Genomic DNA, 12,894 nt, shown 5'->3' with positions numbered 1-12,894 from the left:
TCACCCACACCCCGTCACACGCGCCTTGCGTGGGGGGCCGCCCGCGGCGGCCCGCCCCCCCCCCCCTCGCCGGGTTCGGCGAGAAGAGGTCGGTGTCGGCGCCGATGTGGACGACGCGGATGCGGCCGGGGCGTACGCCGAGGTGCTCGACGATCTCGTCGCGCGAGGTGCCGGACACGGTGAGCACGGAGGGCAGTTTGCGGGCGACGCGCTTCTGCATGCGGGTGAAGGCGTACCAGCGGCGCACCGACATGCGGCGCTTCCAGTCGGCGGCGGCGTCGAGTTCGAGCTGCCGGTCGACGGTGATGGGGTGGTGGATGGTGCTGACGAGCGGGGCGCCGAGGTCGCCGAGCAGTCCGTAGCCGAGCGTCTGGTTGTCGTGGACGACGTCGAAGTCGCCGCGGCGGGCACGCAGATGGCGGCGGGCGCGCAGCGAGAAGGTGAGGGGCTCGGGGAAGCCGCCGGTCCACATGGTGCCGACCTCGAGCGCGTCCACCCAGTCGCGGTACTCGTCGCGCTTGGGGGTGCGGAAGGGGTCGGGGCTGCGGTAGAGGTCGAGGCTCGGCAGTTCGGTGAGGCTGAGGCCGTGCAGGTCCTCGCCCTCGTCGAGCACGGGGTAGGGCTGGGAGCCGATGACCTCGACGCGGTGGCCGAGGCGGGCCAGCTCACGGGAGAGATGTCGTACGTACACGCCCTGGCCACCGCAGAACGGGTTGCCCTTGTACGTGAGGAGAGCGATGCGCAACGACTCCGCGGTCACTCCAGGCCACCCTTCTCTCCTGCTTGCCCGTGGACATCCCGGCCTGCCCCCTGGGGACCGCCGACACTACGTGGGGACGCTAATCTAGAACAAGTTTCAGACTTGATCGTTCAAGGAGCACCGAATCTACCGGCAGGTAGCCACGCTGTGACCGGTGGATCAGGTGATTCACGCCACGGCCACGACGGAAGCGGACAGATGACAGCTCCGGACGCGAGAACCGGCACGCAGGGCACTCCGGCGCTCACCGAGCGCCAGGAGGCCAGGCGCCGCCGCATCCTGCACGCGAGTGCGCAGCTGGCGGCGCGCGGCGGGTTCGACGCGGTGCAGATGCGTGAGGTCGCGGAGTCCTCGCAGGTGGCCCTCGGCACGCTGTACCGGTACTTCCCGAGCAAGGTGCATCTGCTGGTCGCGACGATGCAGGACCAGCTCCAGCACATGCACACGACGGTACGCAAGCGCCCGCCCTCCTCCGACTCCCCCGCCGAGCGGGTCGCGGACACCCTGATGCGGGCGTTCCGCGCGCTGCAGCGGGAGCCGCATCTGGCCGACGCGATGGTGCGGGCGCTGACCTTCGCGGACCGCAGCGTCAGCCCGGAGGTCGACCAGGTGTCGCGCCAGACGACGGCGATCATCCTGGACGCGATGGGTCTCGACGACCCGTCCCCCGAGCAGCTCTCGGCGGTCCGGGTCATCGAGCACACCTGGCACTCGGCCCTGATCACGTGGTTGTCGGGCCGGGCCTCGATCGCCCAGGTGAAGATCGACATCGAGACGGTCTGCCGCCTGATCGATCTGGTGGAGGAGGACAGGAGCGCTCCGTGACGGGGCTGCGGGGGCGGGGTCACTCCTCCGGCGGGAAGACGACCTCCCCCGAGTCGGCGAGCGCCAGCGAGATCGCCTCGACGGGGCACCCTTCCGCGGCGGCGAGCACGGCCTCCCCCGCGTCGACGTCCCCCTCGATCGGCCGGGACTGCCGCGCCGAGTCCAGCCGGAAGGCCCCGGGCGCGTGGTTCACGCACATCCCGGACCCGATGCAGACCCCGCGGTCGACCTCCACGTGCCACCGGTCACCCAAGACTCAGCCCTCCCAGCCGGCCGGCAGATGGATCATCTTGTGTTCGAGGTACGCCCCGAACCCCTCGGGCCCGAACTCCCGCCCGAGGCCGCTGTTCTTGTAGCCGCCGAACGGCCCGAGCATGTCGAGGCTGAACGTGTTGACGTTGTACGTGCCGGTCCGCACCTGCCGGGCGACGTCGATGCCGTGGGCGACGTCGGCGGTCCAGACGCTGCCGCTGAGCCCGTAGTCGGAGTCGTTGGCGATCTTCACGGCCTCGTCCTCGTCCCCGTACGGGAGCAGGCAGATGACCGGGCCGAAGATCTCCTCGCGGGCGATGCGCATGCCGTTGTGGACGTCGCCGAAGAGGGTCGGCTCGACGTACGCGCCCTGCTCGTAGCCCTTCGGGACCCCGCCGCCGGTGAGGATCTTGGCGCCCTCGTCCTGGCCGATGCGGATGTAGTCGAGGCTGCGCTGCTGCTGGCGCCTGGCGACGAGCGGGCCGACCTGGGTGGCCGGGTCGAGCGGGTCGCCGACGACGAGGGCGGACGCGGCGGCGGTGAAGGCCTCGGCGAACTCGTCGTAGCGGGAGCGGGGCAGCAGGATGCGGGTCTGGGCGACGCAGGCCTGCCCGTTGTTCATCCAGGCGGCGGGGACGACCCCGGCGACGGTGGACTCCAGGTCGGCGTCCGGCAGGACGACGGCGGCGGACTTGCCGCCCAGCTCCAGGGTCACGCGGGTGAGATGGCGCGAGGCCACCTCCATCACGCGCTTGCCGGCCCCGACCGATCCGGTGAAGGAGATCTTGTCGATGCCGGGGTGCCCGACGAGGTACTCGCTGACCTCGCGGTCGGCGGGCAGGATGGACAGGACGCCCTCCGGCAGCCCCGCCTCCTTCGCGATCTCGCCGAGCAGGTACGCGTCGAGCGGTGACTCGGGCGAGGGCTTGAGGACGACGGTGCAGCCGGCGAGCAGCGCGGGCGCGAGCTTGGCGGCGGCGACGAACTGCGGGACGTTCCAGGGGACGACGGCGGCGACGACCCCGACGGGCTCGCGCCGTACGAGGAGTTTGCCGAGGGCGCCGTCGCGGGTCTCCTCGTAGGTGAATCCGCGGGCGACGTTGATGGCCGAGTCCCAGACCATCATCGCGCCGAGGGCCTGCGCGAGGACGGACCAGGAGTAGGGGGAGCCGTTCTCCTGGGAGATGACCTTGGCGATCTCCTCGTGGCGGACGGCGATGGCGTCCTTGATGCGGCCGACGACCTCGATGCGCTCCTCGAGGGTCATGCGCGGCCAGGGGCCCTCGTCGAAGGCGCGGCGGGCGGCGGCCACGGCGCGGTCGACGTCGGCGGGGGCGGCGTGCGGCACCCGCCCGAAGACCTCGCCGGTGTGCGGGGAGACGACCTCGATGACGTCCTTGCCGAGGGGATCGGTCAACTCCCCGCCGATGAACAGCTGTCCGTGTTCCACGAGCTCGGGCATGGCGACTTCCGCTTCCGCTTGGCTGAGCTTTCTGACGGTGTTTCAGAACTGATACCAGTTCTAGTTCGGATGCGGAAGGGTGAGGAAGGCGGCGGAACCGGTTTACCGGGGCGACCATTGAAACAAGTTCTAGGTGTTCCATTACAGTGCCCGTGGCAGCGATCGCGGCAGTGGAGCGGAGAGGCGGACCCATGACGCAGGTGACCGACCACGGCGGCGGTGTGCACAGCATCCGCGTCCCGATCCCCGACAATCCGCTCGGCCACACCCTCGTCCACCTCCTGGACACCGACGCCGGCCCGGTCCTGATCGACACCGGCTGGGACGACCCGGAGTCCTGGGACACCCTGACCGCCGGACTCACGGCCTGCGGCACCGACGTCAAGGACGTCACCGGTGTCCTGATCACCCATCACCACCCGGACCATCACGGCCTGTCGGCGAAGGTGCGGGACGCGTCGGGCGCGTGGATCGCGATGCACGAGGCGGACGCGGCGGTCGTGCGCCGCACCCGGGAGAACCCGCCCTCGCGCTGGTACGCGTACATGGCGGCGAAGCTGGTGGCCGCCGGGGCGCCCGAGGCGCACGTGGCCCCGCTGATCGCGGCCCGGGACGCGGGCCGCCCCCGCAAGCTGCCCGGTCTCGACCCGGCGCTGCCCGACCGCACGATCACCCCCGGCGACCTCCTCGACCTGCCTGGCCGCCGGCTGCGCGCCATCTGGACCCCGGGCCACACCCCCGGCCACGTCTGCCTCCACCTGGAGGAGGAGCACCCGGCTCAACTCGCGGGCAACGGACGCCTGTTCTCCGGCGACCACGTCCTTCCCGGCATCACCCCCCACATCGGCCTCTACGAGGACCCGGACGACGCCACCGTCACGGACCCCCTCGGCGACTACCTGGCCTCGCTCGAGCGGATCGGCGCCCTGGGCCCGGCCGAGGTCCTGCCCGCCCACCAGCACCCCTTCACCGACGCCCCCGCCCGCGTCGCCGAACTCCTCGATCACCACGAGGCCCGCCTCGCCGACCTGCGCGCCCTGCTCGCCGCCCCGCTCACCCCGTGGCAGCTCGCCGAGCGCATGGAGTGGAACCGCCCCTGGGCCGACATCCCCTACGGTTCCCGCAACATCGCCGTCTCCGAGGCCGAGGCCCACCTGCGCCGACTGGTGAAACTGGGACACGTGGAAACGGTCCAGGGCAGCGATCCGGTGACGTACGTGGCGACGGGTTGACGCGGGCGGCGACGCGGCGGCGGTCTTTGCCCCCCGGTGATGGTTCGGGGGGTCCGGGCGGGCGTATGGTCTGGCTCTCAGGGCTCTCACGAGCCGGAACGACAAGGGGGCGGCCGCCGATGGCGCCGGACGAGGCCGTGGTCGGCTGTACGGGGAGACTGCTCGTCGGCACCCGGGGGTCCGCGGGCCCCGGCGAGGTGCTGGTGCGCGTCAGGGGCGGGACCGAGACGTTCCTCGCGTGGTCGGACGCTCCGCTGGAGCGGGGTTCGACCGTGCTGGTCATCGAGTCCCGCGGCACCCGGCAGGTCCAAGTCATCGCCTGGGACGATCCGTTGCTCGGCGACGGCACCGGCGGCGCCCGCTAAGGAGACGTGAGCATGTTCGGTTATCGCGTTCCCGCACCCGACGAGGCGATGCTGATCTCGGGCGGCAGGCGGGGACTTGGGGGAGCGCCGTTCCGCGTCGTCACCGGGCACGGGAAGTTCGTCCTGCCCATCTTTCGCAAGACCCGCTTCCTCTCGCTCGCGATGATGGAGTCCGAGGTCGTCGAGAAGTGTGTGACCCGGCAGGGCATCGCACTGACCGTCCGGGCCGTCATCGCCTTCAAGGTCGGCAACGACCACGAGTCGATCGTCAACGCCGGTCAGCGCTTCCTGTCCGACCAGGAGCAGATGTCCGTCCTCACCGGGCGGATCTTCGCCGGTCACCTGCGCTCGATCATCGGCTCGATGACCGTCGAGGAGATCGTCACCGAGCGGCAGAAGCTCGCCACCGAGGTCCTCGACACGTCGAAGTCCGAGATGGCGAAGATCGGGCTGCACGTCGACTCGCTGCAGATCCAGTCCATCGACGACGGCAGCACCGGATACATCGAGGCCATGTCGCGGCCCCACAAGGCGGCCATCCAGCGGCAGGCGCAGATCGCCCAGGCGCAGGCCACGCAGGCCGCCGCCGAGGCGGAGCAGGCGGCGGCGCGCAAGCAGGCCGAGTACGCGCGGCAGACCGCGGTCGTCCAGGCCGAGTACAACGCCGAGGTCGACCGGGCCAAGGCGCACGCCGACCAGGCGGGGCCGCTCGCGATGGCGCACGCGCAGCAGGAGGTGCTCGCCGCGCAGACCGAGCTGGCGCTGAAGCAGGCCGAGCTGCGGGAGAAGCAGCTGATCGCCGAGGTCGTGAAGCCGGCGCAGGCGGACGCGGAGCGGATCCGGGTGCTGGCCCTCGCCGAGGCCGAGCGGATGAAGATCCAGGCGGAGGCGGCGGCGTCCTACGACCGGGTCGCGCTCGACCGGATGCTCATCGACCAGCTGCCGCAGATCGTGAAGGAGGCGTCGGCCGGCCTCGCCGGGGCGAACGTGAACGTGCTGAACGGGGCCGACGGGCTCGGGGAGATCGCCGCCGGTCTGGTCGGGCAGGGGCTCACGATTCTCGACTCCGTGCGCAAGAACCTGGGTGGGGAGCCTGTGGGGTCGGACGTGGAGCCGTATCGGGGTTCGGGCCATAGGGATGACGACGGGCCCGTCGATATTCGGTGACTCGTCTGGCCCATGGGGTCTCGTTGCCGAGTGCCGCGCCGTCGTGGTGGCTCGCGCCCCGCGACGGAGTCGCTGATGGTTACAGCCCCGCGCCCCTGAAGGCGCACTCCGTGCGCCCCAGGGGGCGGGGAGCGCGCAAAGACCGGCCGGTAAGGTAGGGGGGTCGTCATTGTGCGTGTGTGAGGGGAAGCCGGTGGGAGTCCGGCGCTGACCCGCAGCCGTAGAGCCGGAATGCCTCACGCCCGTAGTGATCGGCTCGGAACCGTCGAGGCATACGGAGCCGGAGCCGCCCGGCGCCGACGCGTGCCGCGCCTCCCGGCCCCCCGCAGGGAGAGGCACCCGCCCCACCATGAACATTCGCCGCAGCGCCGCGCTCGTCGCCGCGACCGTCGTGATCGGCGCGGCCGCCGCGCCGGCCGCCGTCGCGGACGGTGCCTCCCCCTCGCCGAAGGTCGTCACGCCCTCGGGCCTGTACGGCAAGGGCGACCCGACGTACGACGGGGTGTGGCGGCAGTCGCTGGCCTTCGTCGCGCAGGACACCGTGGGCGTGAAGCCCGCCGCGAAGGCCGTGGACTGGCTGGCCGGGCAGCAGTGCGAGAACGGCGGCTTCGCCGCGTTCCGTGCCGAGCCGGGCAAGGCCTGCGACAAGAAGACGGCCGTCGACAGCAACAGCACGGCCGCCGCCGTGCAGGCCCTCGTCGCGGTCGGCGGCCGCGACGGCGAGGTCGCCAAGGGCGTCGACTGGCTGAAGAAGAACCAGAACGGCGACGGCGGCTGGGGCTACAACCCCGGCGGCGCCAGCGACGCGAACTCCACCTCCGTCGTGCTCGGCGCGCTAGCCGCCGCCGGCGAGAAGCCCGCCGACGTGAAGTCGGGCCCCGGCAACTCCGGGCTCGACGCCCTCGCGGACCTCGCCCTGCCCTGCTCCGAGGGCAAGGACGGCGGCGCGTTCGCCTACCAGCCCGACAAGAAGGGCAAGCTCGCCGCGAACGCCGACGCGACGGCCGCCTCGGTGCTCGGTTCGCTCGGCTCCGGGTTCGCGCCCGGCAAGGGCGACGCCCCCGACACGTACACCTGCGAGGACGGGAAGAAGCCCGCGGACCTCGCGCACAACGGCGCCGTGTACCTGCAGAACCAGCTGAACACCCACGAGTACCTGAAGTCGCAGCTGGCCGGCGCCGAGGACCAGCCCGACTTCGGCAACACGGCCGACGCGGTGGCCGCCGTCGCCGCCGCGGAGGGCGTCAAGTACACGAAGGACCCGTACGCCTGGCTGGAGAAGAACGCGGGTGACTGGGCGAAGCAGTCCGGGCCCGCCGCCTACGCCCAGCTGATCTTCGCCGCGCACGCCACGGGCAACGACCCGCGCGACTTCGGCGGCACCGACCTCGTGAGCGCCCTGAACGGGACGGGCCCCGCGCCCGCCTCCGCGAAGTCCGGCGACAGCGCGTCGGACGAGGACAAGAAGGACGACGGCAAGGGCGGCTTCGGCACCTGGTGGATCGTCGGCGTGATGTTCGTCGCGGCCGTCGGCGCCGGGTTCCTGCTGAGCGGCCGCAAGAAGCAGCAGCTGTGACCCGCGGCAGATGCGCGGGCCTCGTGCTCGCGCTGCTGGGAGCGCTGCTCGCCGTGACCGTCGCCCCGGCCCAGGCGGCCGGGTACCGGTACTGGTCGTTCTGGGAGCGGGACGGCAAGGCCTGGTCGTACGCGACCACGGGCCCCTCGCAGACGACGCCGTCGGACGGTGACGTGCAGGGCTTCCGGTTCGCGGTGAGCGCCGACTCGGCCGATGCCACGCAGCCGCGCGGCGCCGCCGGCTTCGACGCGATCTGCGCGGACACGCCCGCGAAGGACGGCAGCAAGCGGATCGCGCTCGTCATCGACTTCGGTACCGCGAAGGACGCGCCGTCCGCCGGGGACCACCCGCCGAAGCCGCGTCAGGCGTGCGCGCGGGTGGACGAGGACGCGACGACAGCGGACGCGCTCGCCTCCGTCGCCAAGCCGCTGCGCTACAACAGCAACGCGCTGCTGTGCGCCATCGCCGGATACCCGTCGACGGGCTGCGGCGAGCAGGTGTCCGGCAGTGGTGCGGACGAGCCGTCGAGCGCGCAGGACTCCGCCGGGAAGTCCGCCGGCGCGTCCGGTTCGTCCGGTGCGCACGGGCCGTCCGTCGGTGTGATCACCGCGGTCGTGCTCGTCGCCGCGCTCGGTGTGGGCGCCGTCTGGCAGGCGCGGCGCCGCCGCGGCTGAGCGGCTCGTCACCATGGTCTCCGGCCGTACCCTGCGGGCCCCGAGGGCCCACCGTGCCAACTCCGTGCATCCCGGCGCCTGGTGGATCTGGGCGCTGGGCCTCGGCACGGCCGCGTCCCGCACCACGAACCCGCTGCTGCTGGCCCTGCTGATCGGCGTCGCCGGTTATGTGGTCGCCGCGCGCCGCACGGAGGCGCCGTGGGCGCACTCGTACGGGGCGTTCGTGAAGCTGGGGCTCGCGGTGCTCGGGATCCGGCTCGTGTTCGCGGTGGTCCTCGGTTCACCGATCCCCGGCACGCACGTGCTGGTGACGCTGCCGGAGGTGCCGCTGCCGGACTGGGCGCAGGGCGTGCGGATCGGCGGCCGGGTCAGCGCGGAGGGGCTCGCCTTCGCGCTGTACGACGGTCTGAAGCTGGCCACGCTGCTGATCTGCGTCGGCGCGGCGAACGCGCTCGCGTCCCCGTCCCGGCTCCTGAAGTCGCTGCCGGGCGCCCTGTACGAGGCGGGCGTCGCGGTCGTCGTCGCGATGACGTTCGCGCCGAACCTGATCGCTGACGTGCGCCGGCTGCGGGCCGCGCGGCGGCTGCGCGGACGCCCCGACAGCGGTCTGCGCGGCCTGCTCCAGGTCGGCCTCCCGGTACTCGAAGGCGCCCTGGAGCGGTCCGTGGCGCTGGCCGCCGCGATGGACGCGCGGGGCTACGGGCGGACGGCCGAGGTGCCGCGCGGGGTGCGCCGGGCCACGGCCGTGCTGACGCTCGGGGGGCTGATCGGTGTGTGCGCCGGCACGTACGGGCTGCTCGCCGCGTCCGGGGCCGGGTACGGGCTGCCGGTGCTGCTCGGCGGGGTCGCGGCCGCGCTCGGCGGCCTGTGGCTGGGCGGGCGGCGCTCGGTGCGGACCCGGTACCGGCCCGATGTGTGGGGCGTGCGGGCCTGGCTCGTCGCCGCGTCGGGGATCGTCGCCGCGGCCGTCATGATCGTCAGCGGGGTACGGGATCCGGGCTCGCTGCAGCCGTCCGTGGTGCCGCTGACCGTGCCCGCGCTGCCCCTTCTGCCCGCGGCCGGCGTGCTGGTCGGGCTGCTCCCGGCGTTCGTCGCGCCCGTGCCCGCCCCTCGTACCGATCCCGTCCCGTCCGCCGCCGTCCCCGTGGAGGCCTCGTCATGATCCGCTTCGAGGACGTCTCGGTGACGTACGAAGGGGCCTCCGGGCCGACGCTGCGGAACGTCGAGCTGCACGTGCCGGAGGGCGAGCTGATGCTGCTCGCCGGTCCTTCCGGGGTCGGCAAGTCGACGCTGCTCGGCGCGGTCAGCGGGCTCGTGCCGCACTTCACCGGGGGGACACTCGCGGGGCGGGTCACGGTCGCCGGGCGCGACACCCGCACCCACAAGCCGCGCGAGCTCGCCGATGTCGTCGGCACGGTCGGGCAGGATCCGCTCGCCCACTTCGTGACCGACACGGTCGAGGACGAGCTCGCGTACGGGATGGAGTCCCTGGGGCTGGCGGCGCCGGTGATGCGGCGGCGGGTCGAGGAGACGCTGGATCTGCTGGGGCTCGTCGAGCTGCGGGACCGGCCGATATCGACGCTGTCGGGCGGGCAGATGCAGCGGGTCGCGATCGGGTCCGTGCTCACCCCGCATCCGCGGGTGCTGGTGCTCGACGAGCCGACCTCCGCGCTCGATCCGGCGGCGGCGGAGGAGGTGCTGTCGGTTCTGCAGCGGCTCGTGCACGACCTCGGGACGACCGTGCTGATGGCCGAGCACCGGTTGGAGCGGGTGGTGCAGTACGCGGATCAGGTGGCGCTGCTCGGGGGGCGCGGGGAGCCGTTGGTGGTCGGGGACCCGGCGTCGGTGATGGCCGTGTCGCCCGTTTTTCCGCCGGTGGTGGGGTTGGGGAAGGTGGCGGGGTGGTCGCCGTTGCCGCTCACTGTGCGGGACGCTCGGCGCTCGGCCGGGGCGTTGCGGGAGCGTCTTGCCGGGTTGGGGTCTGCTGCCGGGCGCGGGCCGGTGGGGGCTGGTCGCGCAGTTCCGAGCGCCCCTGAAGGCACGCTTCGCGTGCCCCAGGGGCGCTCGGATCAGCCTGCGCCGGGGAGGCTCGGGCTTCTGCTGAGCCGGTCGCGCCGCGCGGCGGAGCCGCACGTGTCACAGCCCCGCGCCCCTGAACAGTCCCCCGCCACATCCGTTCGGAAGCTCGGGGTTCGGCGGGGGCGGGTCGAGTTGCTTCGGTGGGTGGATCTGGAGGTGCGTGGGGGTGAGGTCGTCGCGCTCATGGGGCGCAACGGGGCCGGGAAATCCACGTTGCTCGGGGCCTTGGTCGGGATGGTGAAGGTCGGTGCGGGGGACGTGCGGGTCGGCGGGGTCGATCCTCGGCGGGTGAAGCCGCGCGAGCTGATCCGGAAGGTGGGGCTCGTGCCGCAGGAGCCGCGCGATCTGCTGTGCGCGGACACCGTGGGGGCCGAGTGCGTGGCCGCCGACCAGGACGCGGGCGCCGAGCCCGGGACCTGCCGGGGGCTGCTGACCGAGCTGCTGCCCGGGATCGACGACGCCACCCATCCCCGCGACCTGTCCGAGGGACAGCGGCTCACGCTCGCGCTGGCGATCGTGCTGACCGCCGCCCCTCCCCTGCTGCTGCTCGACGAACCGACCCGGGGTCTGGACTACGCGGCGAAGGCCCGGCTCGTGACGATCCTGCGGCGGCTCGCCGACGCGGGGCACGCCGTGCTCATGGCGACGCACGACGTGGAACTCGCGGCCGAGCTGACCGACCGGGTGGCGATCCTCGCGGACGGCGAGATCGTCGCGGACGGGCCGACCCCGGAGATCGTCGTGTCGTCCCCGTCGTTCGCCCCGCAGGTCGCGAAGATCCTCGCCCCGCAGGAGTGGCTCACGGTCGCGCAGGTGCGGGAGGCGCTGGCATGAGCGGCGACCGGCAGGTGCGGGCGGTCCGGCTCGGGCCGCGTTCCGTGGCGGCGCTGCTGCTCGTCGGCGCCGTGGGGATCGTGGCGATCGGCTGGCCGCTGATCACCGGCCCCGGGTCGGAGGTGAACGCGCACGCGCAGGACGCCCCGTGGCTGTTCGCCGGGCTGCTCGTGCTGCTCGTCGCGGTCGTCGCGGCGACGATCTCGGAGTCCGGGATGGGCCCGAAGGCGGTCGCGATGCTCGGGGTGCTCGCCGCGGCCGGCGCCGCGCTGCGGCCGATCGGGGCGGGCACGGCGGGCCTGGAGCCGATGTTCTTCCTGATGGTGCTGAGCGGGCGGGTGCTCGGGCCCGGGTTCGGGTTCGTGCTCGGCTCGCTCAGCATGTTCGCGTCGGCGCTGCTGACCGGCGGGGTCGGGCCGTGGATGCCGTTCCAGATGCTGTCGATGGGCTGGTTCACGATGGGCGCCGGGCTGCTGCCGGGACCGCACGCGCTGCGCGGCCGGGCCGAGCTGCTGATGCTCGCGGCGTACGGGTTCCTGGCCGCGTTCGCGTACGGGACGCTCATGAATCTGGCCGGGTGGCCGTTCATGAACGCGCTGGCCTCCTCGGTCGCGTACCAGCCGGACGCGGCGCTGCACGACAATCTGGCCCGGTTCCTCGCGTACTGCCTGGCGACGTCGCTGGGCTGGGACCTGGGGCGGGCGGCGCTGACCGTCGTGCTGACGCTTGTGGCGGGCGGCGCGGTCCTGAAGGCGCTGCGGCGGGCGACGCGGCGGGCCGCATTCGAGGCGCAGGTCACTTTCGACGGGCCGCGCCCGTGAACCGGCCCACATGACCCAGCTCACGTACTAGGCGCGGTCGTAGGCGGCGCCGGGCGGGACGGGCGGGGCCGCACCCCTTCTGACCTGGGCTTTGCGACCCACGTCACAGAGCGGACATTTCGCCCTGATGCGACTTCCACTAGTAAAGGGGGGCATTGCGCGGGGCTCCTCGGGCTGTTTCTGTGGAGGAGTCGCACGGCGCCGAAGCCCCCGCCAGGGCCCGGCGCCGACGTACGCCCCCCCGTCCCCCACGGAAGGTTCCGCCTTGACCGCCACGCTCCTCCGCCGCATCGCCACCCCGAAGAAGGCTCTCGCCGGTGCCGCGCTCGCCGCCGCCACGACCGGCCTGATCTTCTCCTCGGCTTCGGCCCAGGCCGCCGCGCCGACCTCGGCCAAGGCGATCGCGCAGCAGAAGATCGCGGACTCGGCGCAGTTCTCCTGCTTCGACAAGATCGTGTCGCACGAGAGCGGCTGGAACCCGAAGGCGACCAACGCCTCCAGCGGTGCGTACGGTCTTGTGCAGGCGCTGCCGGGCAACAAGATGGCGTCCGCCGGTTCTGACTGGAAGACGAATCCCGAGACGCAGATCAAGTGGGGGATCGACTACATGAAGGACCGGTACGGGAGTGCCTGCGGCGCCTGGGCGCACTGGCAGGCCAACGGTTGGTACTGAGCAGGTTTGAAGTCGGGCGGCACCTTCGGGTGCCGCCCGTTTTGCGTTGTCGTCACAGTGCCGGCCGGTGGGGCTTCTCGCGCAGTTCCCCGCGCCCCTGAAAGGCTTGCGGCTTCGCCGCGCCCAGACGGTGATCGATTATGTTGGCCCGCACGGGCGCGCCCCCCACGGGGT

Annotated in this window: 13 protein-coding genes and 1 riboswitch; of the genes, 10 read left to right on the top strand and 3 right to left on the bottom strand. The window is 72.7% G+C overall.

Features of this window, described 5'->3' with window-relative positions:
- Nucleotides 1-760, bottom strand: a 760-nt coding sequence (locus tag ACFW9D_RS18460; RefSeq protein WP_384623145.1) for a glycosyltransferase, incomplete at its 3' end; no start/stop codon positions are given.
- 198 nt (nucleotides 761-958) lie between these two features.
- On the opposite strand from ACFW9D_RS18460, the gene ACFW9D_RS18455 reads away from it, so the two are divergent.
- The gene (locus ACFW9D_RS18455; protein ID WP_188339200.1) at nucleotides 959-1,585 is read left to right on the top strand and encodes a TetR family transcriptional regulator; all 627 of its coding nucleotides are present in this window, start codon (nucleotides 959-961) and stop codon (nucleotides 1,583-1,585) included.
- A gap of 19 nt (nucleotides 1,586-1,604) precedes the next feature.
- Here ACFW9D_RS18455 and ACFW9D_RS18450 read toward each other — a convergent pair whose 3' ends face one another.
- Together ACFW9D_RS18450 and ACFW9D_RS18445 are read right to left on the bottom strand one after the other, a co-directional pair.
- Nucleotides 1,605-1,838, bottom strand: coding sequence for a ferredoxin (locus tag ACFW9D_RS18450; RefSeq protein WP_188339199.1), 234 nt, complete (start codon nucleotides 1,836-1,838; stop codon nucleotides 1,605-1,607).
- A 3-nt stretch (nucleotides 1,839-1,841) separates the two neighbouring features.
- Nucleotides 1,842-3,299 (bottom strand): aldehyde dehydrogenase, encoded by a 1,458-nt coding sequence (locus tag ACFW9D_RS18445; RefSeq protein ID WP_384623143.1) that lies wholly within the window; start codon nucleotides 3,297-3,299, stop codon nucleotides 1,842-1,844.
- 191 nt (nucleotides 3,300-3,490) lie between these two features.
- Between ACFW9D_RS18445 and ACFW9D_RS18440 the strand changes: the two genes are divergently transcribed.
- The 9 genes from ACFW9D_RS18440 (at nucleotide 3,491) to ACFW9D_RS18400 (ending at nucleotide 12,720) form a co-directional block, all read left to right on the top strand.
- Complete coding sequence (locus tag ACFW9D_RS18440) at nucleotides 3,491-4,531, top strand: MBL fold metallo-hydrolase (protein WP_188339197.1); 1,041 nt, start codon at nucleotides 3,491-3,493, stop codon at nucleotides 4,529-4,531.
- Nucleotides 4,532-4,650: 119 nt separating this feature from the next.
- Entirely contained in the window at nucleotides 4,651-4,896 is a 246-nt protein-coding gene (locus ACFW9D_RS18435) for a hypothetical protein (RefSeq protein WP_188339196.1), read from the top strand.
- A gap of 12 nt (nucleotides 4,897-4,908) precedes the next feature.
- Entirely contained in the window at nucleotides 4,909-6,063 is a 1,155-nt protein-coding gene (locus tag ACFW9D_RS18430; RefSeq protein WP_188339195.1) for a flotillin family protein, read from the top strand.
- A 142-nt stretch (nucleotides 6,064-6,205) separates the two neighbouring features.
- Nucleotides 6,206-6,321, top strand: a riboswitch (cobalamin riboswitch).
- 91 nt (nucleotides 6,322-6,412) lie between these two features.
- Entirely contained in the window at nucleotides 6,413-7,639 is a 1,227-nt protein-coding gene (locus ACFW9D_RS18425; protein ID WP_384623140.1) for a prenyltransferase/squalene oxidase repeat-containing protein, read from the top strand.
- On the top strand, nucleotides 7,636-8,313 hold the full coding sequence (locus ACFW9D_RS18420; RefSeq protein ID WP_384623138.1) for an SCO2322 family protein: 678 nt from the start codon (nucleotides 7,636-7,638) through the stop codon (nucleotides 8,311-8,313). Before ACFW9D_RS18425 ends, ACFW9D_RS18420 begins: the two co-directional genes overlap by 4 nt.
- A gap of 13 nt (nucleotides 8,314-8,326) precedes the next feature.
- Complete coding sequence (locus tag ACFW9D_RS18415) at nucleotides 8,327-9,475, top strand: energy-coupling factor transporter transmembrane component T (RefSeq protein ID WP_188339192.1); 1,149 nt, start codon at nucleotides 8,327-8,329, stop codon at nucleotides 9,473-9,475.
- The gene (locus ACFW9D_RS18410; RefSeq protein WP_384623137.1) at nucleotides 9,472-11,226 is read left to right on the top strand and encodes an ABC transporter ATP-binding protein; all 1,755 of its coding nucleotides are present in this window, start codon (nucleotides 9,472-9,474) and stop codon (nucleotides 11,224-11,226) included. The genes ACFW9D_RS18415 and ACFW9D_RS18410 overlap by 4 nt, the downstream gene beginning before the upstream one ends.
- Nucleotides 11,223-12,047 carry an ECF transporter S component gene (locus ACFW9D_RS18405; RefSeq protein WP_188339190.1) on the top strand — a complete coding sequence of 275 codons (825 nt, stop codon included), beginning with the start codon at nucleotides 11,223-11,225 and terminating at the stop codon, nucleotides 12,045-12,047. Before ACFW9D_RS18410 ends, ACFW9D_RS18405 begins: the two co-directional genes overlap by 4 nt.
- A 265-nt stretch (nucleotides 12,048-12,312) precedes the next feature.
- Complete coding sequence (locus ACFW9D_RS18400; RefSeq protein ID WP_188339189.1) at nucleotides 12,313-12,720, top strand: transglycosylase SLT domain-containing protein; 408 nt, start codon at nucleotides 12,313-12,315, stop codon at nucleotides 12,718-12,720.
- Nucleotides 12,721-12,894: the final 174 nt, after the last annotated feature.

This window comes from Streptomyces sp. NPDC059524, assembly GCF_042749255.1.
In the GTDB taxonomy this organism is placed as follows: Bacteria; Actinomycetota; Actinomycetes; order Streptomycetales; family Streptomycetaceae; genus Streptomyces; species Streptomyces xanthii.
The sequence above is the reverse complement of the archived record's forward strand: the minus strand, read 5'-3'. Positions and strand labels throughout refer to the sequence as shown.